A 24,380-nucleotide genomic window follows, 5' to 3' on the forward strand; every position below is an offset into this window, starting at 1 on the left:
CTTAATAATTAATTAGTCCTCTAGCTCGATTAAAGCTACTGATCTGATCTATGAGATCCATGCGATTTTGGCCGGCTGCACTCATCAATAACTTTGAAATATTGTTGCCATCAATGTCTCCTTCCTCTTTGATCAATTGTTGTTTTGCTGCGGCCAAATTTCCGCTATATCCTCCACCAACTGATATTCCAGCGAACGCTTCAAACATTGCTGCTCGGTAATATGATTTTTGACTTGGCGTTAATTTGTCACCGATTTCATTAATTCTTTGGTCTGCCCAAGCCTGGGTAGTTTGAATAAAACCGGAGTAAGATTTAGAGGCTCCGTATTTTACGGAATCCCAAAAGCTTGCTCCGTTCGAGTAAGCTTCTGTAGTATTTGAAGTAAATTCTTTAATGCTTTCAGCACCAGAAGAACCCACGGCTTCGATATTCTTGGCGGTATTATAAATACTCCCTCCCAGGTAATCGTATGTTGCCTCCGCTACCGAAGGCGTGTCGTTCGCCGCTGCCGCAATTGATTGCCTAAAATGCTCCGCTTTGACATTCGCCAATTGCCCAAAGCCTTCTCTTGAATTTAGTTCACGCTCAGCCAGGTTACGATCATGTTGTGCTTCAACACGGGCTTCGCCGCTGGCAACTTTCCCCGTCGCTGAATGAATCTGGGCCTGGGCACGTTGACCCAGAGATTCAGTTTCTGCACTTGGGTCTTTTAGCTGTGCTTGTTCGACGGTCGTCTGAACCTTGCCAGTTTCCGGTGCATTGGCTTTCAGTGATTCATTCCGACTAGCATTCCAGGTTTGATCGGTCTGTGGTGCATTAAACGCATCGCCCAGCAGTTGGTAACCCGAGATTTGAGACTGGTGCGATTGTTTATCATCCAGCGTGCGGTAACTGGGAGACGAAAACCCGGTCAATAATGACATACCGGCCGCGGCATAGGCTTGATCGGCATCGCTAATCCAACCGGCGGCTTTCCATTGCGAGGCCAATCGCTGTGTATCACCTCGCAAGCCGTATTGATCCAGCGTGCGATCTAGATGTTCCATCAAGCTAGAATCATGCGCGATTTTGTATCCCGTTTCTGCCGCACCGAAACTGGCTTGTGTTCCGAAGCGTTGTTGGGCCGATAGGGTTTGTTGATAGGATTCGCTGGCGGATACCGCGTCGGTTGCGCTGTGTTGCAACGAGGACAACGATTGATTTTGTAGCCCCATGGACGCCACATTTCGGGTGCCGGTTTGCGCATCCATCGCCAGACTTTTCGCCAACCCGGCTTGATAGCCCTGACTGTCATTGACGGTTTGACTGATGTCTGCGGCAATGGCATCGGATTTGTCCTGACTGACTTTGAAGTCGTTCTGCAAGCGACCGGAGATCGCACCACTGAGTTGGTCGCTACCGAGTTTAGCCCCGGCATTGGCACTGCCGGCCACCAACGCCGAGAACTGATCGGCTGAAATCCCGGTATCAGCATGTTTCTTGGCAAAGGCCTCGCCGAACTGACGATTATAGGCATCGGTATAACTGGAACTGCTGGCAATCTGATTGCCCAGCGACCGACTGTCAAACGCATCGCTACTGATGCTGGCCGACTTCGATGCCGTGGACGACACGCTGTGCATGAAGCTACTGGTTGCCTGTTCGGACGCGGAAAAGGCAGATGAAACGGCAGCGCTCATGTCCTTGCCGGCGGTAAATGTGGGCAGCACCTTGTCGACACCTGTTTGCGTGACCGCCGACAACGGACTGTATTGGTGCTGCGCTTGGGCATTCAAGACCGGCGCCGGGCTGATCACATCCGGCGTGGCTATTTTTTCGTTTACATAATCGCCGCCATCCATCCGTCCCAGGAAATGGGTGGCGGTCACTGCTCCGCGATAAATCAGCATCAAGGTAATGGCCGGCGTCGAAGCGGCCAGCATGCCGCCGATCGACAACCATTGCTGCAACTCCATATCCAGCTGGTAAATGCCCATCATCGACGGTAGATTGTAGGTGGCCGTGGTCAGCGCCGCCATTTTGCCTGCGGCCGACATCTGGATGAACAAATTAATCACTGCCAAAATCGGCATCCACAACTGGATCCAAAGCAACATCGAGAAGTAGCCGATATTCATCCGGATACCGACATTGCCCAGCATCACCACAAAGGCCATGATCGGTGCGATGGCATAACTCAAGCCTTCGATAAACGCCATCATCGGCCGGACGATCTTGGCAAACAACGTTTGCTCGGCCGCCCATTGGGTATTGCGTTGCTCAATGGCTTGTTCGACCATCGCCGCTTTGTTCCAATGCAAGCCGTCTTCATGCCGGCCGATCACGCCTTTCTCGAACATGGGCAGGATGGCTGACATCAGCATGTAATCGGCGGCATCGACCACACCGGGACCGGCCAGCGCATCGAAGGCGTCTTGGATTTTCGGCACCGTATCGCCTGCCGCCGGTACGCCCAAGCTCGGTTGCAACAAGCCTTCCAGCGCCGTCGCAAAATTGCCATTGGCCACTACGCTCAAATCCGCCCAGGCATCGGTACAGGTTTTGGTTTGCGGTTGGCCCCCGACATAGATTTGGGTCATGTAGATGTCGGAATCGAAGCGAATGGCATTCAGGGGATCGGCATCGCGCAAAATGGCATCTACCGATTTCTGGTTTAGATCGACACCGGTCAACGTGCATTCCCGCACGTAATTGGCAAACGAGGTTTCCATGTCGCTGCCGACATTCGGCACGTTGGCCACCCCTAAATTCACCCGCGACAATAAATTCTTCCGTACCGCCGTCAAAGTCTGCAAACTGTCGGCAAAGCCATTGCCGGTCATCGACGGGGTACCAAAGCCTTGTTCGAACAGCCGTGTCGTGCGATAACCCATGTTCGACATCACGCTACCCACCACGGCCGGACCCAACGGCACATTGTCGACCACCACCACGCTGCCGGTATAGGCATCCTCGATCGACACCCGCACCGCCGGCGCATACAGCATCAACCACAACACGTAGGCCAACAATAAATCCTGATAACGAATGCCGCGACCATCCCATTGCAACAAGGCACGCAGCATGACAATGATGACGCCGATCATACCACCCACGGCTGCGGCAGTGCGGTAATCGCCGGTACCGGAAATCATCGCGATGGCATTGAGGACGGCTTGCAAATAGGCGGAATCGCCCACGGAAAAGATTTCAAACATGGGCAACCTGCCTTTTAAACAACGAGGGAGAAAACCAACATGGGGGACGGAGATTGAGCGTTTAAGGACTTGGCCAAGCCGTCCCGGTAGCCGGTAACTGCGCCACGGTGCCGTAGTGTTTGGGCTTCACGGTGGTCATCAATTGCTGGTAAAACGCCATCAGGGTTTGAGGATTACCATAACGACCGGCGATGGTGACGTATTCGTCCTGGATTTGCTCCCTTGCATCCTTCAAGGCATCCATCAGCAATTTGGCGTAGGCGTGGTCGTTCATGTGCGCCGCGGTTTGTACGGCATTGAGTAAATCGTTGACGATCAGCTGTGCCAGTTCCAGAGCAATCACCGGCGCCGCTTCTTCAGCCCACAGTTTGGCAATGCCAGCATCTTCCCGTGCCAAGTTATGGATCATGCCGCCGATGGCATCCGGCACGGTTTGCATGAAGGCTTTTTCGCTGTCGGTGATCTGGCCGCTGTTGGTTGAGAATTTGTAAATCAAGCCGTTGCCGGAATTCGCCGAACCCAACAGGATCTCCATCACCCGCTGCTTCAAGCCGACCAGATTGACGTTTTGGACAATGGGTTTGAGGCATTGATCGGCATCATGACCATCACTGCAGGTGTAAATGCGCACGGTTTGATAACTGTTGCCGGCGTCGTTGCCGTACATCAAATCCTTGATCCGCAACACCGGCGGTGGGGCGCTGATGGCATTGTTTTCGCCTTTGCCGTCGGGCGCGGCTTGCGGGGCATCGACAATCACTGTACCGGAAATGCTCATCGCCGCTTCGAGCAAACTGTTGCCACCGAAGCGAAACCAGCCGCCGGCGTTTTGATTGACCAAGGCCCGCCAGACCAGATTACCTTGAATGATCTTAGTCATATCCGTCGGGTCGTTCTGCTTGATCTGCTGAACCGGATCACCCAGGGTACTGGTATTGGTCCAACTGGAAAACACATCCGAAATGCCTTGGGTAAACGAGGCATTGGACAGATTGGTTTTGCTCTGCAGATCGAAGGCTTTGACCGTGTCGTTGACCAGACCTTGCGCCAAACGGCAGGAGTTGCTGAACATCTGGTTCATTTCCTGGATTTTCTTTTGCAGGTCGGTCATCACTGACGCACACCAGGGGCACATGGCACCGACGGCTAACTGGAAGGCATAGCCCGCCGCATTGCCGGCCACGTTGCGCATCAATTGCACGAACTGGTTGAAGTTAATGAAACTGAAACTGCCGGCGAACAAATCGATACCGCCACATCCTGCACTGAATGACGGCGGCACGAACGACACCAGATTGGTGTTGGTGATGCCATTGCGCGCCACCAAGCTGCCGCCAGTAATCACGCCACGGCGCTGTCCCAAATGCGCGGTCGGTGCCGTGTAGTTGGTCATGGTGCCGAACATGCTGTCCATTTCCTGTTGCAGATCGGCATAGGCTGGAACGGCAAACTCGACCAACAGAATCAATACCAGCACCTGGCGATAGCGCAGAGACAAGGAAATCGACTTCATGGCGTGCTCCCCATTTGTGCACTGCGTTGCAATGCCTGGATCAGTGATAGTGGATCTTGAGTGACCGCGGGGCTGATGCTGCCGGCGGCCGGTAACAACATCGGCGTATTGCGAATGCCCTGGGTGGTTTGGTATTGCGTGGCATCGATCCATCCCGCTTCCTTGGCGGCCAGCAGAATCCGACTGGTGATTTCTTCCAGCGACAAGGCGCCTTGCGCCAATGGCACAATCTGCTTGGGTGGTTTCATCAAGAACAGCGCCGGGGTTTGTTCAACCCCCAACATCGCGGCCTGCCCTTGATCGCGTTTGAACTGACTGAAAAAGCCATTCGGCATCGGTAAACCATCCAGCGACACGGGATAGATTTTGAAACCGTAGGCGTGTTCCAACATGGCCAGAATCGGTGCCTGGACATGGCAATAAGGGCAATCGGAGCGGAAGAAAAACAAAATACCGGCTTGGGCGGCAATCGCTTTCAGGGCGCGTTCGGCCACCACGCTGGCCTGATGATTGGCTTCATTGGCCGCATAGGTAGCCACTGGCCGGCGCACCGTTTCGTCGAGTTGCGGATCGGACATCACCACGTAACGGGCGGCGTTGGTAAAACGCTCGGCTTTGTCCATCATCACCCGCTGCAGATAGTAAAACGCGGCGACATTCTCGGGACTAGGATCGTCGATGGCCTGGTTCAGGTAATGTTCGAGGTTTTGCTTCAGCCAGGCCGAGGACAGGGGTTGGGGTTCTGCAGAGGGCTTGTTTTGTGTTTTGGGTTCAATTTCAGCCTGAACGTCACTGGTCGGTTTGATGTCGGGTTTTAGTTTTTCCTGCTCGGCTTGACTTTCGGGTTGGGTTTTTTTAACCGGCTCCGGCAACACCTCGTACCAAAACCAGCCGCGCTGTTTGTCGGCGAAATAGGAAACCTCGGGCGCGCTGTCGTTACCCGTCGCCAGCGAGGCTTTGAGACACAAACTCATGATGATCGGTAAAGAAATGGCGTTTCGGTTCATCGCGCCATTGTCCGTCAGATTTTCCCAGCGACTTTTGCAGCTGACGACGAAAACGCCATCAGCTGCAAGATAGTTCGAAATGCGATCGCAGATCGCGACCGTAACGGCAGACGATCGCAAATTCGGCGTCAACTGCAATCGTTACCCCATCTCGGTTGCCTAAAATGCCGGCTTTATTGCGAATGGGCGATGGGCCGTAAATCCCAATAGGAAATTGACTTTCGATTTGCCTACGCTAGTAGGGAAACGTGGCAACGGTAATCGGCCGCAAAGCCGAAGTTATTTCCTGGGTAGGCATGAATCTCACCGTTTTGCCAATGCAATGCCTAAATGAACCATCCAGAAAATGACAGTGATATGCCTACTACGGTAGGCATTTAAGGTGCAAAACCTATGCACTAAGCCACTTTCCAAGGCTCGCAATGAACAGAAAATTCCGTTAGGCATTGTCCATGTCTATCCCTACAGTTAAGTATTAGGAAAATTCATGTCCAGCGAACATCCTGTCAACGCACAGTCCACTCTCACCGAACAAGACCTGCTGCATTGGATCGAAACCCGGTGCGATCATCTCCAGGCCCAAGCCAAAGTGTTGGTCGACGATTATTGGCGCCAAATGAAAAGCCAGCGTCAGAAACACAGCAAAAGCGAATCAGGCCGAATTGGCGTCCGCATCCGCTGCCGGGAAAGTCAACGCGCTTTCAGCATTGAGTGGTACCGCATGGCCACGTTGCGACAAAACGGTCAAACCAAGCCCATTGCGCAGTACGTTAAGAAAGGCCGTGGCTATCGTTATCCGCTCGGTAACCTGCTGAAGAACGAACCCGCCTGGGAGACGGAATTAGTCGAAGAACTGGAAACCGAGTTTGCTCATATCCGGCAACAGCTCGATCGGTTGGGAAAAATTCGGGATGCGGTGCAGCGATATTGCAAGGTGATTGATGCCAATAACAAATTCATCGGTTGAGATGACTAAATGACAATCTTTTCACCGATAAACCAGAGAGCATCATAGTCCCCAATTGTTAAGGGTTATCGGATGCCTGCTCATCATTTGATGATAACCTTGGGACCACAAACCATGGTGGGCAGGCTTCGGACAACCCTAAACAGATTTGCACCTTCGGTTTGCACCCGAAGTAAACGTCAGCTATCGAGCAAGACGAACTCACAGTATCGGCCACTTTGCGACATTTAAGTTTTGAAATGAATGGCTGTTGCACGACGGTTAGCTGTCTTTCAACGCCTGCCGTAATAGTCAACAAATTCAGAGCGTAGCGTTCAGTTGGTGTCCTTGTTGGCGGCGTTGTAATGTTCTTAATATCCGAGGCCACCAAGGTACGAGGGAATCATGCCCAGATCCATTACACGCCGAACCTCTTTCTGCGTGAGATTTCTTGCAACGTATGGAAAGAGAGTTATTAGAAGTGCTTTTGAAGCTTCGAATGCCTCTGGTGTGTATTCATATTCGCCGTAGATCTGATTCAATGAAGCCATCACCCAGCGTATATACATCGTTGGGATTCTAAGATCGAATATATCTTCCCACCCGTCGTTATACCCATCACCTCGCCTCTGATCTGCGAGAATATGGTCACAACCGTGCTCCCCCCTGCAGCACCAATAAATTTCTTTCACATGCCGGTAATGGATTCCGTCCTCTCGCTCTTTGAACTTGCTCCATTCAACAACAATACCCCGCCGCCCTTCCGTGATATCTTCACCGCAGTTCTTGCAAAATAGTCTTGAATGATCAGCAAAAATCTGTGCTGGATTCGGATTTTCTTTTGCCCAAGAAGAGAACGACTTCGGGAAATACCGTTCAGCAATTTCAAGGCCTTTTGGCGAAGCCAAGAGCATTTGCTCTATCTTTGATGAATCAAAGAATTGGTGCTCAATCGTACCAATGCCTTGAACTTTCATGATTAAACCTGAAGATGGAATTGTTGAATAGAACCCAATAAATCCCTGACAACCGTTAGATTCCACGGAATCTCGAATCTCATTTTCGTCTGATTTTGACACGGATGCACCAGAATGAGCCTTATGTTTGCAGCTAACAAGCCATCTTACTGAGGTGTTTCCTGAAATACCTTTTCTTTCCTCTTCTACCAAAATATCTGCCCCACCGTCTGCACCCCGGCCTGGCTCTCGAATAATCTTGTACCCAAGGTGTGCAAAAAAATCCCTAGCAAACAGTTCAAACTTGTCTTGTTCACCTGTCGCTTTGTGAGCTTCAGGTATTTCTTTGAAATTTAATATCGACATTTGGAATTAACTTTTATTGAACAGAATTTTGAGCCAATCGGTGCTAGGCGGCCGGCCTTATCACGCAGCATCCAGCGACCGAAGGGAACGAGGTTAAGCGCCGGATATGTTTCATCGCATCAGAATCTTGGCTGTGATGATGGCAGGGTCGTTCTCATAACCGCGCTCCGCGAGAGCCACAACTTTTTGTTTGATGTCCTCAGGCGACCAAAAAAACCAGTTTTTACCCGACATGAACTTTCTAATTGGCTCACTTCGACCTTGGTAGACCTTGCCAGCGGCAAGGCCAAGGATGATCTTCGTATCGGAATTCGCCATGTCGCAGGCAATGAGATCTGTAATCAAACGTGTAAAGACGACCTTGCGATAGCGATCGGAAGTGAAAAGTTTGTATCTCCCCTCCGGGACTTCATGTATTTCCTGTAATTGTTCGAGATTCACGCCAGATGAATCAAGAAAGGACTTCGCCTCAAGGACGAGCAATTCGTTCTTGGAAAAATTAAGCGCAAGGATGTCAATCTCCGGCCTGGGAATTGAGTGCTTTCCAATCTGACGTTTTTCTTCCTTTGTTACGTTGACTTTGAATGACCTACGAACCCAATAGCCTTCGGCTTCAAGTAGTGTGGAAATGATGCCCTCGAAATGATCCATCAGCAGCTCACTTAAACATAACTAGCAATTATGTAGTTTCCCTATTTTTTCCAGCTAAAACTTATTTGTACGATAATTGACTGGTTAGCGTGGAATTTTCTTTTCTGTATATCATTCGGTAATTATAAATGATGGCCGGTAATGATCTAACTGTTGCCATTCAATCAGATTAGGCGATAGACAGCAACTGGTCGCCACAAGACGACCAAGCGCGTTCCGAATAAGCCTAGTGACAATCACCTCACTAGCATTCGTTTCAAAATCGAAATCCTGGCCATCACCAGTCCCTATATATAGATTAAATAAAGATTATATATAGATTAGCACCCTCGATTTTCAGCTTGAAAGAATCGCTGCAGACCACGAATAGCAAGGCCTGCGGCGATTTCACAAATTGCCCGAAGCGTCGGTCTAATGCCGTGTCAAACGTCGGCCTAATGCCGTGCTTTTTGTCGGTCTAATGCCGTGCCCGTCGGTCTAATGCCGTTACCTTGTCGGCCGAATGCCGTGCCTCCGTCGGTCTAATGCCGTATCCGCGTCGGCCTAATGCCGTATTGAGAGGCTTCTGCCAACCCAAAATAGCGTCGGTCTAATGCCGTGCTTTTTTAGTTCTGCTGGTCGCCGAGAAAACGCTGTTGGCTGGGCGTCGGCTGGCGTTTGATCCTCACGATATCATCGGCGAATTCAAAGCTAGCCAGAGTGCCGATGTTCACCAAGGCCTCTAACGCTTTACCCAACCGATATTTGAAATCGCGCAGGGTTTTCGAGCCGCTGCCGCTCAGTCGGTGAATGGTGGCAATTTTCATCGGAAACGGAGCGGCATGGGACGACAGGAAACCGTGTAACCATAATGCCAAGGGTTGCTTTCGTAATTTCTGCCGCTGTTCGAATTCGATGTAGGTGTAGCCCTCTTCGAACAGGCGCAGCATCGACTCAGTCAACTCCACCACATAGCGCTGCGTCCGTTCATCACGGTAATAACGCAAGAAACCTTTTTCACCGAAGGCATCCCTGCCGTGAAAGGTGATTTCGACAAAGGCGCCGCCTAAGCGGGCCATCGATTCTTTTAACCATTCATGCTGGCTTTTACCGCTACCGCGCCCCAATGCCGTCAATAGGGCATGGGCGCTGAAGGTCACACTAAATCCCGGTAATTGTTGCCGGGACAAGTGCACTATCTGCATCCAGACATCGAGATCGGATTGATTGAGCTGTATGCCGAGGTAGCGCACCTCTATACCATCGACCGCAGCCAGCAAAGTGCGTTTTTTGTAGGCAATACGTTCCTTTCCCTGGATGCCGGCGAACAATGCGCTCCGCAAACAGGCATTCGGCGTACCGCGAATTGCCGATGGCCAGTTGGGCAAAGACGTCAAGGGTTCGACAACCCGCAATTTGGCTTTTTTCCGTTCCGTCAGAGACTGAAAACGTTCGGTGAGATTGTCCAGCGAATGGTTTGTGCTATTTCTATCCATGACGGCCGCCTCACTTCTTCAAGCTGCCGGGATTGCAGCCATGACTCAGAACGTTTTGCGGGTTAGTCATTGTTCTGACTAACGCCTGCTCCACCGGCGTCATATCGAGCTGGTGATGGCAATATTTTCGCCAGGCGCGTTCGATGGCCAATGTATCGTCATTCGGGCTATCTGATATGTGGGAGGTGCTGACATTAAGGACATGCCCCGCTGCGTCGTCACTTGCCACGTAACCGCCAAGCGGCTGATCGGCTTGCCTGACGACGTGTTCAATCGATGAAGACCGTAATACCGAACCGCCCAATCCACCTGTCTGCCAAGCATTATCCAGGCGCCAGGGTTGTTCGGGTTGAACCGGCACAATCGATTCGATGACGGTCTCACTTATGGCAGCATCGGGCCGATTTAGCGAAGTACAGGCCGTGCCACATATTGCGGACACAAGACAGTGGATTGCGAGCGATTTGGATTTCATGGGAGCTCCAGGGCTAATTTTTAGGAGCTCGTTACACTAAACACTCTTTTGCGAGGCCTGCTTGCAGCTGACGTCGAATTCGTCGTCAGCTGCAAGCGACGATTGAAAAATTCCCGGCAAGATGCGGCGTTATGGAAAATACGCCTTCGACTCTCATTACCCGCATCCGCCAACGTCTGTTTGGCGTCGAGTCCGCGCCTGTCGATCAGGTTGCGACAACGATTGATGAGGATGTGCCGCGTTATCCGCCGTTTATGAAGGGTCTGCCAGCTGCGCCTGTGGAACGCATACTGTCAGGTCAAACGGAGTTGATTTCCGCCATCGAACAGGCGCTGGCCATGCCGGATAATCTTTATCAAACCATAGTCGCGCCGGTCATCCGTCGCTATGCCGCCTACAGCCACTTGTTGCCGGCTTCGGAATCGCATCACCATCGCGGCGCCGGTGGGTTATTTCGACACGGATTGGAAGTTGCACATTGGGCCACTTTGGCTTCCCAAGGCAGTTTGTTTGCCACGTCAGCATCACCCAAGGAACGAAAAGCCCAAGAATTACGCTGGCGTCTGGCGGTCTGTTTTGCCGGGCTGTTGCATGACATCGGCAAACCGGTCGCCGATATCGCCGTGGTCGACGCACAGGGGCAACATACCTGGAACCCTTGCGATGAAAATATCACTGACTGGGCTGTGCGACATGAGATCGACCGGTACTTTCTGCGCTGGCGAGACAACCGCCATAAACGCCATGAACAGTTTTCGGCCTTGGTGATCGAGCGCGTCCTGACACGCGAAGCCCGCACATTCATTCTGGAGTCCGGCCCCGACATCATGCAGGCCATGCTGGAAACCATTAACGGTTTGGACCGCGGCTCCAAAGTCTACGCACTGGTGATCACCGCCGACTGCAAAAGCGTAGAACGGGATTTAAAAGCGCACTACCAAAACATCGATTCGGCCTTGGGCATGCCGGTGGAAAAGTACCTGTTCGACGCTATGCGCCGCTTGGTCAAGTCCGGACAGTGGGCCGTCAACGAAAAAGGTGCTCGGCTATGGCGTTTTGAGGATGGCCTGCATATCGTGTGGCGGGCCGGTGCGCAAGACATCGTCACATTGCTTGCCAAGGACAAAGTGCCCGGCATTCCTCGCGACGAAGACACCTTGGCGGACATTCTGATCGAACGCGGCTTGGCCATTCCCAAATCCTGGCCAGATGGTCGGCAATACCGCTATTGGCAAATGCAGCCTGAAGGCTTGGACAATCCGCTGTATCTGTTGCGCCTGAAATCCGCGGAACTGATCTTCAGTGGTGAGCTGCCGCTCGTGGTTGAAGCGCGCGAAATCAACGAATCCGATGCGACCATCGTAAAAGCCGAGCCAGTTACCAATCCGGCACCGAAACTCAGCAAACCGGCAAAACCCAAGAGCGTCGCGGTTATGAAGCAACCCCAACGCGCTGATAAGCCGAAGCCAGTTGAGCCCAAAGAACCGCAGATAGAACCTGCTCATGACACGAGCGCTGAACTCGAGCTACCGGCCATTGAATCGGCACCAGGCATTTTGAATTCCTTGCCCTCAGATCCCGATCAAGGTCTGTCTGAATCCACATCAACCGATGGCCTCCCTTCGTTGTGTCAGGCCGAACAACCTAACAACGCAACTCGCGCCGAACCGACCAACGCAGAAAAAACTGCATCAGCCGCAAAACCTGATTTCTCCACGAGGGATTCGAAAAGCGTCTCCAATCCGGTCGACAGCGTCAAGTGCTGGTTGGAAAACCATGGCGATGCCGGCCAATGGCTATTGGACATCGCCGCTATGCTCAATCAAGGCCAATGGCAGTTAGGCAACGATATATTGGAAGTCCAAGACAAATACTTGCTCCCGTTTCCAGCGACGGCTGAAAAACTCGCCGTCGATCCGCCCCAGTTCATCAAAACCCTGGAGGACAGAGGTTGGCTGGTGACCGACGTTCTGTCGCCGATGCGAAAGGTACAAACCATCCAATCGGTCCGCGGCGTCCTGCTGGCATTGGAACCGAGTTTGGCTTTGAAGGCATTACTGAAATCCCAAGGCAAAGCCACGCTGACAGCATCATCCAAACAAGCCCCAAGCAACAATACCGATAAGACCAGAGATCAAGTTAAGTCTGCTCAGCCTCAGGACGAGACGCATCTGAAGCCTAAGCCTGTCCAGCCCAAATCAAACGCAACCGGCATGCAAAAATCAATCGGCGGCAACGTGTCAGACAGTTTGGCCAATTCCGAGCCTGATAAGGCAAGTGATCCCGTAACAACCCCACCGGCAAAAGCCGGAACGATCGATTTGCTGATCACGCATGTGCGGCAACAAAACATTCCGCCCGATGAATCATCGACAGACGGTCACTGGCACACAGTGTCCAATGCCGCGCTGGAGCAATTTCTGACGCAACATCCGACAATCAAACGCACTCGACTGATGCTCGATATCGCCAACCATCCTGATTGCCGTTCGGTCAGTGCCGCGGAAGGCATTCAGGTTCGGTTATGCCCATGAAATCCGATTACGACTACCAATTTCCTTGGCGACCCATCTTTGAGGTGTATGCCATCTCGGGTTGGTTGGGCGGTGCTGGATTGGCGCATTTTACCAGTCGCTGGTCAGGCTTGCCGCATGAGCCGTTCGACTGGTTGATGACGGCATGCGGAGTGATGGCGTGCTGGCGGCTGTCGCCGGCGTTGAGTCTGTGGTACCGCAAACGCCGGTTGCGTCAGTTTCGATTCCAATACCTGGATGCCGAAAAGCTTGTGACCCTGGTGAATCGCAACCCCGAGGCCTTGTGGTTCGGTTGGGGATTTGATTGGGTACAAAAGCATGCGCAATTGGCCTACGAGATTTTAAAACGCGATGTCTCGACCTTGATTCCCAGCGATCATCAACGCATGGGTTCGGCTTGGATACACGGCCTGGAAGTGTCCGAAAATGACATTCGCCAGCCTTTACAGCATACCGCCGGCCATACGCTGCTGGTCGGCACCACCGGTGCCGGTAAAACCCGTGCCTTTGATGTATTGGTGACGCAAGCTGTGTTGCGCGGCGAAGCGGTGATCATCATTGATCCTAAAGGCGACAAAGATTTGATGGCCTGCGCCAAACGTGCCTGCGCCTTGGCCAAGCGTCCAGATCGATTCGTGTATTTCCATCCGGCATTTCCGGAAGACAGCGTCCGACTCGATCCCTTGCACAATTTCAACCGGCCTTCGGAGATTGCCAGCCGTATCAGCGCCATTTCGCCCAGCGAAAGCAGTAACGATCCGTTCAAGGCGTTCGGTCAAAAATCACTGGATAACGTGATTCAAGGCTTGATGGTCATCGAGGAGCGGCCAACGTTGGTGAAGCTTCGCCGTTACCTGGAAGGCGGTCCTTCGACGCTGGTGATTCAAGCCTTGGAACGCTATTTCGACAACAATCTGGGCCATTGGCGACAAGAGGCGCGACCTTACCTGAAAAATGCCAAGGAGACTGATTCCAAAGCGGTAGGTCTGGTGCGGTTTTACCGGGAAGTCGTGCAGTACCAATTGCCTAATCTGGATTTGGAAGGCTTGTTGTCTTTGTTCGAACATGACCGGGCGCACTTCAGCAAGATGGTAGCCTCCTTGATTCCGATCATGAACATGCTGACCTCCGGTTCCTTGGGCCCCTTGCTGTCACCGAATCCGTACGACGTGGATGATCTGCGTCCCATCACCAATACTGGCCACATCATCGAAAAAGCCCAGGTCGCTTATATTGGCCTAGACTCGTTATCGGACGGCATGGTGGGCAGCGCGATTGGCTCGATTCTGTTGGCGGATTTGGCCGCCGTCGCCGGCGACCGTTACAACTACGGCGTCTCAGACCGACCAGTGAATGTGTTCGTCGACGAAGCCGCCGAAGTCATCAACGATCCATTCATACAGGTGTTGAACAAAGGCCGTGGAGCCAAGATTCGCCTGTTCATCGCCACCCAGACCTTTGCCGATTTCGCTGCCCGAACCGGTTCTCAGGACAAAGCCCGGCAAGTGCTGGGCAACGTCAACAACCTGATCGCACTCAGGATCATGGACAGCGAAACCCAGCAGTACATCACCGACAATCTGCCCAAAACCCGTTTGAAATACATCATGCGCACCCAGGGCGTGGCCACCAGTGCGACCAATCCCACGGTGTTTTCCGGCAATGTCGGCGAACGCTTGATGGAAGAAGAAGGCGATTTGTTTGCGCCACAGTTACTCGGACAACTGCCTGACTTGCATTACATCGCCAAGTTATCCGGCGGCCGGATTGTCAAAGGTCGGTTGCCGATACTGCGGTCGGCACATGACCGCCAAGGTGCGAGCTCATGACCCGCAATCTGTTGTTCAGCCTGATGCTTTGGCTACTGGAAGTGATCCTGGTGGCCAGTTTTGTGTCTGATCGCTGGACGCGCGAATTGCAGCGCGCCGAAGATCAAATGATGATCGGCTATTTTGGCGCCGCTAAAGAATCACAGATCAGCCACACCGCGCAACGCTGGTTTGATCGCTTGTTCGTCAGCACCGGCATCCGCGACAGCGTGTTCCGCTACTTCATCCCGACTGAGCGCGAACGGCAGATGTCCAAAGGCTTCGAGGATGTGGGACGTAACGATTTATTTCCCTTCATCGAAAGCCGGCTCAACGTGCTGTGGGATACGATCTTTCAAATGATCAAACGTCTGACCACGGCGTGTATCTGGTTGCCTCACCTGGCGGCTGCTTTGCTGCCGTTTGTCATCGACGGACTGGTGCGGCGCAAGATCAGCCAGACCAATTTCGATTACCCCAGTCCCATGGCGCATCGCTACAGTCTTTACCTGATTTTAGGAGCGCTGTATCTGCTGCTGGTCAGTTTGACCATGCCGTTTCCGATTTCGCCGCAAGCCGTGCCAATGGGTGTCTTTGTCGTCGCCTACGCCGTCAACGTGCTGTTGGCCAATACACAAAAGCGGGTCTAGGTGTGCCATGAATGTCATCTGTTTTCTGCACGGCATGATCCACACACATCCGGCGCATAACCCCAGGCTCAGGCAAAACCCCAAACTTGTTTTACCCCTCAACCTCAACACAACCCAGGAGCATTATCATGTTAAACCGTTCTATTAACGACACCGCTACGTCGGATCCTTTGGTTAAATTCATTACGTTAACCGCTAAGACAGTCGCCCTGAACCCAACGTCGCCTGAGCTCGATTCACTTTTTCGAGCGTTTATTGAGTCCTGTATTGCAAATGGCCAGGACGATATTTTGGTAAGCGCTTTACGACAAGCGGAAGGTTTGCACGTATTTTCGCTATTAAATGAGCGCATTGTTTCGCTCGCCGAACGCATTCGGGTGAGATTGCCGTCTATGCCGAATGCAGAGTCGATCGTATTCGCCATTCCGATGGTCATCGAGCCCCATCCTGGAAAGGCTTTACCTAAGCGTATTGAAGACCCCGAACGCATTAGACAATTGCTTCAAAGCCATGGGCTGATCAATGATGGACAAACTCTCGCCATTCACGACGAATTATTCAGCCTTGAAGACATCAACTGGTTACCTAGCCAAATTCGCCAGCTCAACCAGCAGTTGATCGAGCAAGCCGAAGGCGAAATTTCAACATCGGAATCACGCCGTTCTTTTGTTATGAAGCCCTCGGAGAGTCCGGAGGGGGACCTCATTTTGCGCTTCCTGGTGGGTGTGTTGATTAGCGATCAGGCATTAACGCCTCTTTTTTGTGAACAGCCCCAATCGGATGACGTTGGCGGATTTGCCGAAGAATGGTCAGAGGCCTTTAAAGAGGAGATGGATGAACAAACTGGTCACAATGTCTGGGAGATTGAAAAACCCAATCCGCTGAGTATTGCCGCCTCGCGCGGGATTCATTTACTCAATGAGCTTGATATCTTCTATAAGCTAAATATGAAAGCCCAAGATTATCCCGTGTCAAAAGTCCTGCTCAGTAAACATGGCGTCGATGGCATACCCACGGAAATACGGGCGGCTTTTTTTGATCGTGAAAAAGAATTGTCAACCGTTTACGTTTGGCCGCTCTTGACAACCGATGACGCTAAGTCAGTATTCGAAGACATCAACGGGCTACTGACCAATCTCAATATTCCTCACGTGATTGACAACAATCTTCTTCCTGCCATCGAATTCACGGGGAATTTCCAACACTATTGTGAATCGATGTCCAGACAATTGGAACCAGAGGAGCCTCAAACGTTCTTTATATGCTGAGTCATTTGGGTTGAACATGATGATGGCAGCCTGATGGCCTTTGAAGAGGGTCAGATGTAGCGCCCAGAATTTACATGAAATGGCTTGAATCAGCTGGCATACCCTCGCGGTCATGGTCAAAAGCCGGGCTGCGAGGATTATTGCTTGTTAAAAAGTCACTCAGTGGTGCGATTAGTGCGCCTTCGAGAGCTGCAGCCACAAGCATCATGATTGACTAGTCGGAAAAACAACTAAAGATCGCATTCCCAAAGCAAAAACCCATCGACAACATCCTGCGTTGATTGATGACGCTTGGCGTTGATCAGCGACATGAAGGACTCATTCAGAATCTGCAATGCTGCCGGATCGTCGGCATTAACGTATCGGCTTGATCTTCCCTGTCCGTTCTCGCACCTCTCAGGCTGCCAATTTTGCGGATAGGAATTAACTTGATAGCCATGGTCAGCCAGTATCTCGGCAACAAAGGGTTCTCCGCTTTTGACCGTCCACTTAACCTTTTTCAATGTGTGTAGTCCACCCAAAAGAGCCAGTATTGGCTTGTCGCGTGGGAACTCAGATAATCGGTTGGCCATATTTACGTCGCGGTCTTGATCGGCGTCAATGGCCTCGATTCTCAAGCATGGAAATTTCGATTTGAGCGTGACTAGATAATCAATCAGTTTTCGCATACCTGGATGATCGATGGCATACGGTACTTTAATCTCCGCTACCTGTGCTTCGCCATGGGTTACAGCATCGATGACGGGTTGTTGATTGCGGTTAATTTCGAGTCCGACAGTCAGGCATTGATGTCTTTCCAGCGCCGCATCAACCAGTAGAGCGAAAAGCTGTGTTGATTCCGGTTTCTGGTGGCTTTCGCCGATGATGACAATGTTGCCGGGTTTGATATTGTCCTGGTTGGTCGAGAAATCATTCGACCATCCAAGACTGGGTAGCAATACAACATAAATACCAAACCAGCATCTTTTCAGCATCTAAATGGCTCCTAAGAAATAAAAAGGCGTGTTTTATTAGCCTTGTCTACCGATAACGCCTCCGTTAATTTCAGTAGAGCAGAATGAATAAGACTCAGCTTAGAACGGCCAAACTGCATGACCAGAAGCTATTCCATACACCGCTCATCATCATGCCTTGGATTGTTTACATAATCGCTGATCGGTGTTGTAGTCATATCAGCGTACGCCTGATTATCCAGTAAGTGAAACACGTCATCGTCAGTGGCTGATTTATCCAGCCAATCCCGGTAATGGTTTGCAGGCATGATCACCGGCATACGTTCATGAATCGGTTGCATCAGTTGCGTTGCTGCGGTCGTGATGATGGTACAGGAATACAGTGTTTGCGCTTCGTGCTCCCAATGTTCCCAAAGTCCAGCAAAGGCAAATAACTGATTGTCTTGCCGGTGGATATGAAACGCTTGTTTATGCGTTTCCAATTTCTGCCACTCATAAAAACCTCTTGCGACGACTAAGCTGCGTCGCTTAAGGAAGGCAGCACGAAAACTGGGTTTCTCTCTAATGGTTTCTGCTCGTGCGTTGATGAGGTGATGGCTGTGTTTATCATCTTTTGACCATGACGGCACTAACCCCCAAAACAGGTTTACCGATTTTAGCGATTTATCGTCTAGCTCAACGATGCACAGGATTTTTTGCGCAGGGGTAATGTTGTAGCTAGCTTGAAAGCGAGGCAAGCGTGGCAACTCAAAATGTTCAGCAATGCTTTCAGGGGTTGCTGTGAGCTGATAACGACCGCACATTGCAAATGCCTCCGTAATTAACGACTGGCACTATTAAACGTCAGAAATGCATAACAACCAAACACCACAACAAATAAGAACAAATACAAAACAATTCCGTTTTTGAGGTACACTGCTTGCCCTCATCAGAACCACGAATTTGGGATATAAGCATGAGCGTCATTTCTATATCAAGCTATCAACCACGCAATACGAAGCCATTGAATAGTGCTGCACTATGGTCTGACGATCTGGAACTGCCGATTCTGGAACCTCAACAGCAACTGAGTACGCTTGAATTACCGTTATTCACGTCTAAAGTGCCTGCGGGTTTTCCATCACCGGCTGATGATCATTTGGAATCGACGATAGACCTCAATCAACATTGCATCAGCAATCCACCAGCCACCTTCTTCGTTAAAGTAAAAGGTCATTCCATGACCGGTGCAGGCATCAATGATGGTGATATGTTGGTGGTAGATCGTTCTTTACGTCCAAACAGCAATAGTATCGTGGTTGCGGTGATAGACGGTGAAGTCACCGTTAAAGCGCTAGATACGACTACCGATGAAATTTGGTTGCGATCAAAAAATCCCGACTATCCTGACTTCCAGATTAAAGAAGGCATGGAGTTGCATATTTGGGGTGTGGTCAAAAACGTGATTCGTTCGCTACCGGTATAGATGACTCCAGTACCCATATTCGCGATAGCGGATTGCAACAATTTTTACGCCAGCTGTGAACGGGTTTTTCAGCCCAAATTAAACGGTAAACCGGTTGTAGTGCTATCCAATAATGACGGTTGCGTGATTGCCAGAAGTAACGAGGCCAAAGCCCTGGGTATCAAAATGGGTGCCCCTTATTTCAAAATTGAGCCGTATGCCAAGCAAGAAGGCATTGCGGTATTTTCCAGCAACTATGCGTTATACGGTGACTTTTCTCAGCGAGTCGTTCAAACCTTATCACGCTATGCGCCAAGAATTGAAGTCTATTCCATTGACGAATGCTTTTTGGATTTTACCGGACTGCCACAAAACCTGACGGAGTATAGTTTAGAGATTTGTGCGATTGTAAAGCAATGGACAGGTATACCGATTTCCATTGGCATTGCGCCAACTAAGACCTTAGCGAAGTTAGCCAATCGGTTAGCGAAAAAAGGTCATTCCAAACATGGGCCCGCTCTGGACTGGCGCGATATTGCTGATCCCGATGCAGTGTTAAAAACCATTGCGCTGGATGACCTTTGGGGTATTTCCAGACGTTGGAAAGACAAACTCAACCAAATTGGTATTCATCATGCATTAGCACTCAAGCAATCTGATCCAAAACAGCTACGTCAACATTTTGGTGTAGTGATGGAACGCATTGTGACGGAGTTGAACGGTATTTCCTGTATTGCCTTAGAAGAAATGCCCGCACCGAAAAAACAGATTCTGACTTCGCGTAGCTTTGGTGAGCGATTGACAAAGTACGACGATTTACGCGCAGCGGTGACACACTTTGCTTCGCGCTCTGCGGAAAAGTGCCGACAACAGCAATTGACCACGCACGTATTGACGGTGTTTATTCATACCAGTCCGTTTGATACCCGCAACCCGCAATATTCCAATAGTGCAACGATTGAGTTTGATCGTCCAACCAGTGATACCGCGCGATTGAATGCAGCCGCTCAACAAGGTTTGAAGCGGATTTTTAGACGTGGCTTTTCTTATCAACGTGCCGGTATTCTATTGCCTGACTTATGGTCAGCAAATGTCGCGCAGCTGTCGTTATTTGACAGCGGTGAAAACAACCTGCGATCTGATCAGCTGATGACCGCACTGGACGACATTAACCGCAAACATGGGAAACGCACCATTCGCTATGCGAGTGAAATGCTTAGTAAGCGTTGGCAGATGCGTCAACAATTCAAATCGCCGTCCTACACCACCAATATCAAGGAATTGCTGACGGTTCAAATTTGAAGAAAATCTTATGCTTTTGTAATCGCTATTTCATTCCTCACCCGACATACGTTTTCGCCAATGCAGACACAAGCCCAAGCATCTTAGAGTCTCGCCTCTTCGAAGACGACTCTCTAGGCCTCCGGCAGCAGGCCAAGAGTAGCCGAAGAATAATCTATGGTCACTGACTGCAAACTAGCTCATTGTCACCAATGATTTGGCTTGGTGTTTGGTCAAAAATCTAATCTATTATTGAAAGTCGAAGCGTTATGTACGGAATATTACGTAAGATTAAGATGACTCGAACGCCTGACCTAGGGATGCGGTGACAGTCAACATGTTAGGTTTACGTTGGGCGTCACAGACGGACATGAGACATCAAACAATCATGACTCTGGTTGTTGTATTGGTGACGCTGCCCATGGTCGTCGCTATCGGTACCTATCTTCGAACCTTTGATCAGCTGCGATTCTCCATTAACGATCATTGATAGCACGTAAACATAGCCTGAGTTGGGTTACGCTATCCGTAAGCGCTCTTTCAACAGCGTCTATAGTTCCTGATTGAAATCACAGAAGATAGTGTCCACGTATAACAAGGTGGACACCTATGATGGAGAACAAGAGTCGATTATCGCGACCACTGGTGGTGGGACATCGGAGCAATGGCCGTTGTCGTTATGATCCGGAAGCCAAACGGGAGCTCGTTGAAGCCTGTCTACAACCGGGTGTTTCGGTAGCCCGGATGGCACTGGCACACGGCATCAATGCCAATCTGCTGCGTAAATGGATTAACCAGTACCGTGAAAATTCCAGCTCAGTGCCGCCAAGTATCCCGGCCACGCTATCGGCCTTCGCACCGGTTCTGTCAATGGCGGTGACAAAGCCGGTAAAAGCCACTCTCCATGTGGCGTTACCCAATGGGGTTAAACTGGAACTGCAGGGTGTTGGTTTGACCGATCTTTCCCCTTTATTGAATGATCTGGCCGCTTTGACATGTTCCGTTTCGAGCCCGGGTTAAAGGTCTACTTGCACCGAGAACCGGTCGATGGCCGCAAAGCCATCAATGGTTTGGCGCTGCTGGTTGAGCATGCGTTGGGGTTGAATCCGTTTGAGCCGGCCATCTACGTGTTCAGCAATCGTCGGCGGGATCGGATCAAGCTGCTGTTGTGGGATCGTACCGGATTCTGGTTGATGATCAAGCGGCTGGAGGCCGATCGATTTCGCTGGCCGAAAGAAGCCGCTGTGGTGACCTTGACGGTCGAGCAACTCCACTGGCTGTTAGCAGGAATTGATCTGGCAGCGATGCGGCCGCATCCGACTCGAAACTATACCCACGTAGGCTGAAGTGATGGTGTAAAGCCTGTAAAATAGCGGCATGACGACCGCCATCACGCTGTCCACCGAAGAGTATCAGGCCTTGCTGGGCGAACAGCAACGGCTGGCCCATCAACTGCGGTTGATGACGGTCGAGCGTGATCTGTTGAAAGAACGCCTGGATGCCTTTTTGCATCGTCTGTTTGCCGCCAAGTCCGAGGCCAGGGCCAATCCGGCTCAACGCGATCTGTTTCTGAACGAAGCCGAAGCGCTGGCCCCCCAAGGTGTGCCGATTGCCGAGGAAGTCACGCCCGAAGCGGTTGAAGTCGCCGGTCATAGCCGTCAAAAGCGCGGCCGCAAACCCCTTGATCCCCACCTGCCGCGCGAGATCGTGCGCCACGAACTACCGGAAGCCGAACGCGTGTGTACTCATGATGGTGCGTATCTGGTAGAAATCGGCACTGAAATCAGCGAGCAGCTCGACATCGTTCCGCAACAAGTGCGAGTCATTCAACATCACCGCGTCAAATATGCCTGCCCTTGCTGCGATGACAGCATTCGGGTCACGCCGGCACCGGCGCGTATTATCCCCAAGGGCTTACTCACCGAAGCGGCATTGGCCTGGGTGGTCACCGCCAAATATCAGGATAGTCTGCCGCTGTATCGGCAAGCCGCACTATTAGGCCGATTCGGTGGCGATCTGTCGCGTACCACCCTGGCGGCCAGCATGGTGCGGGTCGGTCAGGCGGTGCAGCCAGTGATCAATTTGCTGCGCGACCATCTGCTGGACGCCGACCTGATCCTGGGCGACGAAACCGTCATTCAGGTGCTCAAAGAATCTGGGAGAGCCGCGCAAAGCAAGAGCTACCTGTGGGCACAGATGACCGGTTCCGGCCCGCCGATCCGGCTGTTCAGCTACACGCCGGGGCGCGGCGGAACTCATGCGCACCCCCTGTATGAAGGCATTAGGTCAGGTGTAGCACTGATGAGCGATGGCTATGAAGTGTATAACGCCATTGCCGCCGCGCGCGGTGCGGTTCATCTCGGCTGCTGGGCGCATGCACGCCGTTATTTCGTCGAAGCGGAAGCGGCCATCCCCAAAGCCGCACGTAACGCACAGCAACCCGCGACGCAGTTTATCACCGCGATGAGCGAGTTGTATGCCATCGAAGCCAAGGCCAAAGACCTCAGCGCCGAACAGCGCAGACAACGGCGCCAGGAACAAAGCCGACCGGTTTTAGCCAAGATCGAAGGCTTGCTGCTACAGCATCTGCACTCGGTGACGCCCGGCAGTTTGCTGGGCAAGGCCCTGCATTATCTGTCGTCGCAATGGCCCAAATTGACGCGTTTCGTCGACAATGGTGCCTGGCCCATAGACAACAATCTCTGCGAAAACGCCATACGTCCCTTCGTGGTGGGGCGCCGCAACTGGTTATTTTGCGACACGGTGGCCGGTGCCCAAGCCAGCGCCAATCTCTACTCGCTGATCGAAACCTGCAAAGCCAACGGCATCGAGCCTTACGCCTATCTGGTTGAGTTATTCCGTCAGTTGCCCCGGGCAAAAGCCGTCGAAGACTTCGAAGCATTGCTGCCTTGGCGTCTCGCCAATCCAACGGCCTAATCAAACTCGTACGGCTTTGTACTGAAATTCAATAGCGTCGTTTAAAGGGCGCTTACCGCTATCCTTATTTATGCCTTTGAAAAAACCCGATCAAAATAAGTTGGAGGAAATATTATGTCCCGTGAAATTTTACAGGCGATAGCTGATATTTATAAACGGCATGACCCCGAAGATGCCGATTTTTATACGTTGGAATGGGTGCAAGAGAAGTGTTCTTATTTTTACAAGTCGCCAAAAGAATTGCTGGCAATTTTGCAAATGAGCCAAGACCGGGGGATCAACACTGAAGGTGCGCTGTGGTCAAAAGAGGACGGTTTAGCAGCCCATCGCGAGATGAAGTATAGCGGACCAGTTGATGCATATTCTTACGAGCTAATGGAGAAAAGCGGTGAACTGGCTAGACTAGAGGCTGCTTGTAAGGCTGAGGAAATTGCGAGGAAGCTAGCCATTGAAAGCTTGCAGTGCTAATGCGGGTAGTAGCGAAAGCCCACTCCGGACCTTGCTAGCCGAAATGTAGTTCTCCGCTTTATGGTCGGCAGCAGCCTCTCGCACCTCTCCAAAGCAGCCAGTCGGTCGAAGTTAGACTCTGTGAGCCGTAGAGCCACAAAGCCGCCGTTGGCGATCTCAACCTATCGGCCAAAAGCAGTCGGCCGGGGTAACTTTCCAGTTTTGTTATTTAAGGCATCCCGTAATCCAATTGAATGTCCGGTTTTCGGCGAGCAATTTGACATTATGGTTGAGCCACTACGGCCAAAACCGGCCGGTGGTGATGGTGGCGAAAATTTTGATCCCTATCTGCAACGAATGGCGGTTTTTCGGCAAGCAATCTTGAGACGTCTTCGGCTTAGCCCGGCCAAAACCCGCCTGTCGGGGTAACTATCCAATTTCAATAGTTCAGGTATCCTAAGGCTCCGCGG

Annotated in this window: 20 protein-coding genes; 11 read left to right on the forward strand and 9 right to left on the reverse strand. The window is 51.4% G+C overall.

Annotated features, from left to right (window positions below):
- Position 1: 1 nt before the first annotated feature.
- The 3 genes from ACQE3D_RS18545 to ACQE3D_RS18555 all read right to left on the reverse strand — a co-directional run bounded on the left by ACQE3D_RS18545 (position 2) and on the right by ACQE3D_RS18555 (position 5,719).
- Positions 2 to 3,199, reverse strand: coding sequence for a conjugal transfer protein TraG N-terminal domain-containing protein (locus ACQE3D_RS18545; RefSeq protein ID WP_313729554.1), 3,198 nt, complete (start codon positions 3,197 to 3,199; stop codon positions 2 to 4).
- 61 nt (positions 3,200 to 3,260) lie between these two features.
- Positions 3,261 to 4,712, reverse strand: a complete 1,452-nt coding sequence (locus tag ACQE3D_RS18550) for a conjugal transfer protein TraH (RefSeq protein WP_313729553.1) — start codon at positions 4,710 to 4,712, stop codon at positions 3,261 to 3,263.
- Positions 4,709 to 5,719 carry a conjugal transfer protein TraF gene (locus ACQE3D_RS18555; RefSeq protein ID WP_313729552.1) on the reverse strand — a complete coding sequence of 337 codons (1,011 nt, stop codon included), beginning with the start codon at positions 5,717 to 5,719 and terminating at the stop codon, positions 4,709 to 4,711. Before ACQE3D_RS18555 ends, ACQE3D_RS18550 begins: the two co-directional genes overlap by 4 nt.
- A gap of 487 nt (positions 5,720 to 6,206) precedes the next feature.
- On the opposite strand from ACQE3D_RS18555, the gene mobI reads away from it, so the two are divergent.
- Positions 6,207 to 6,686: a conjugative transfer protein MobI(A/C) gene (gene mobI / locus ACQE3D_RS18560; RefSeq protein ID WP_255187032.1), complete on the forward strand. Its 480-nt coding sequence runs from the start codon at positions 6,207 to 6,209 to the stop codon at positions 6,684 to 6,686.
- A gap of 350 nt (positions 6,687 to 7,036) precedes the next feature.
- Here mobI and ACQE3D_RS18565 read toward each other — a convergent pair whose 3' ends face one another.
- The 4 genes from ACQE3D_RS18565 to ACQE3D_RS18580 form a co-directional block, all read right to left on the reverse strand.
- Positions 7,037 to 7,987 carry a restriction endonuclease gene (locus ACQE3D_RS18565; protein WP_313729551.1) on the reverse strand — a complete coding sequence of 317 codons (951 nt, stop codon included), beginning with the start codon at positions 7,985 to 7,987 and terminating at the stop codon, positions 7,037 to 7,039.
- A gap of 111 nt (positions 7,988 to 8,098) precedes the next feature.
- Positions 8,099 to 8,638, reverse strand: coding sequence for a hypothetical protein (locus tag ACQE3D_RS18570; protein ID WP_313729550.1), 540 nt, complete (start codon positions 8,636 to 8,638; stop codon positions 8,099 to 8,101).
- Positions 8,639 to 9,243: 605 nt separating this feature from the next.
- Positions 9,244 to 10,113, reverse strand: a complete 870-nt coding sequence (gene trfA, locus ACQE3D_RS18575) for a plasmid replication initiator TrfA (protein WP_313729549.1) — start codon at positions 10,111 to 10,113, stop codon at positions 9,244 to 9,246.
- A 10-nt stretch (positions 10,114 to 10,123) separates the two neighbouring features.
- Entirely contained in the window at positions 10,124 to 10,588 is a 465-nt protein-coding gene (locus ACQE3D_RS18580) for a hypothetical protein (RefSeq protein WP_313729548.1), read from the reverse strand.
- Positions 10,589 to 10,842: 254 nt separating this feature from the next.
- On the opposite strand from ACQE3D_RS18580, the gene mobH reads away from it, so the two are divergent.
- The 4 genes from mobH to ACQE3D_RS18600 all read left to right on the forward strand — a co-directional run bounded on the left by mobH (position 10,843) and on the right by ACQE3D_RS18600 (position 16,848).
- On the forward strand, positions 10,843 to 13,122 hold the full coding sequence (gene mobH / locus ACQE3D_RS18585) for a MobH family relaxase (RefSeq protein WP_427551771.1): 2,280 nt from the start codon (positions 10,843 to 10,845) through the stop codon (positions 13,120 to 13,122).
- Positions 13,119 to 14,951, forward strand: coding sequence for a conjugative transfer system coupling protein TraD (gene traD, locus ACQE3D_RS18590; protein ID WP_313729547.1), 1,833 nt, complete (start codon positions 13,119 to 13,121; stop codon positions 14,949 to 14,951). The genes mobH and traD overlap by 4 nt, the downstream gene beginning before the upstream one ends.
- Positions 14,948 to 15,580: a DUF4400 domain-containing protein gene (locus ACQE3D_RS18595; protein ID WP_313729546.1), complete on the forward strand. Its 633-nt coding sequence runs from the start codon at positions 14,948 to 14,950 to the stop codon at positions 15,578 to 15,580. Before traD ends, ACQE3D_RS18595 begins: the two co-directional genes overlap by 4 nt.
- Positions 15,581 to 15,708: 128 nt before the next feature.
- Positions 15,709 to 16,848, forward strand: a complete 1,140-nt coding sequence (locus ACQE3D_RS18600) for a hypothetical protein (protein ID WP_313729545.1) — start codon at positions 15,709 to 15,711, stop codon at positions 16,846 to 16,848.
- A gap of 230 nt (positions 16,849 to 17,078) precedes the next feature.
- On the opposite strand, the gene ACQE3D_RS18605 is transcribed toward ACQE3D_RS18600, so the two are convergent.
- Positions 17,079 to 17,822, reverse strand: coding sequence for a hypothetical protein (locus ACQE3D_RS18605; RefSeq protein WP_313729544.1), 744 nt, complete (start codon positions 17,820 to 17,822; stop codon positions 17,079 to 17,081).
- Between the two features lie 128 nt (positions 17,823 to 17,950).
- Positions 17,951 to 18,604: an SOS response-associated peptidase gene (locus ACQE3D_RS18610; RefSeq protein WP_313729543.1), complete on the reverse strand. Its 654-nt coding sequence runs from the start codon at positions 18,602 to 18,604 to the stop codon at positions 17,951 to 17,953.
- A 152-nt stretch (positions 18,605 to 18,756) separates the two neighbouring features.
- Here ACQE3D_RS18610 and ACQE3D_RS18615 point away from each other — a divergent pair, with 152 nt between their 5' ends.
- The 6 genes from ACQE3D_RS18615 (at position 18,757) to ACQE3D_RS18640 (ending at position 23,931) form a co-directional block, all read left to right on the forward strand.
- Positions 18,757 to 19,266: a LexA family protein gene (locus ACQE3D_RS18615; RefSeq protein WP_313729542.1), complete on the forward strand. Its 510-nt coding sequence runs from the start codon at positions 18,757 to 18,759 to the stop codon at positions 19,264 to 19,266.
- Positions 19,267 to 20,547, forward strand: a complete 1,281-nt coding sequence (locus tag ACQE3D_RS18620) for a Y-family DNA polymerase (RefSeq protein ID WP_313729541.1) — start codon at positions 19,267 to 19,269, stop codon at positions 20,545 to 20,547.
- Positions 20,548 to 21,135: 588 nt separating this feature from the next.
- Positions 21,136 to 21,546 (forward strand): IS66-like element accessory protein TnpA, encoded by a 411-nt coding sequence (gene tnpA, locus ACQE3D_RS18625; RefSeq protein WP_313729540.1) that lies wholly within the window; start codon positions 21,136 to 21,138, stop codon positions 21,544 to 21,546.
- A gap of 8 nt (positions 21,547 to 21,554) precedes the next feature.
- A complete protein-coding gene (tnpB, locus tag ACQE3D_RS18630) occupies positions 21,555 to 21,872 on the forward strand; it encodes an IS66 family insertion sequence element accessory protein TnpB (RefSeq protein WP_269022628.1) in 318 nt (105 codons plus the stop codon).
- A gap of 31 nt (positions 21,873 to 21,903) precedes the next feature.
- Positions 21,904 to 23,463 (forward strand): IS66 family transposase, encoded by a 1,560-nt coding sequence (gene tnpC / locus ACQE3D_RS18635; protein WP_255187168.1) that lies wholly within the window; start codon positions 21,904 to 21,906, stop codon positions 23,461 to 23,463.
- 114 nt (positions 23,464 to 23,577) lie between these two features.
- Positions 23,578 to 23,931, forward strand: a complete 354-nt coding sequence (locus ACQE3D_RS18640; protein WP_313729539.1) for a hypothetical protein — start codon at positions 23,578 to 23,580, stop codon at positions 23,929 to 23,931.
- The last annotated feature ends 449 nt before the right edge of the window (positions 23,932 to 24,380 follow it).

The sequence above is a fragment of the Methylomonas sp. MS20 genome (genome assembly GCF_050275925.1).
Taxonomy (GTDB): domain Bacteria; phylum Pseudomonadota; class Gammaproteobacteria; order Methylococcales; family Methylomonadaceae; genus Methylomonas; species Methylomonas koyamae_A.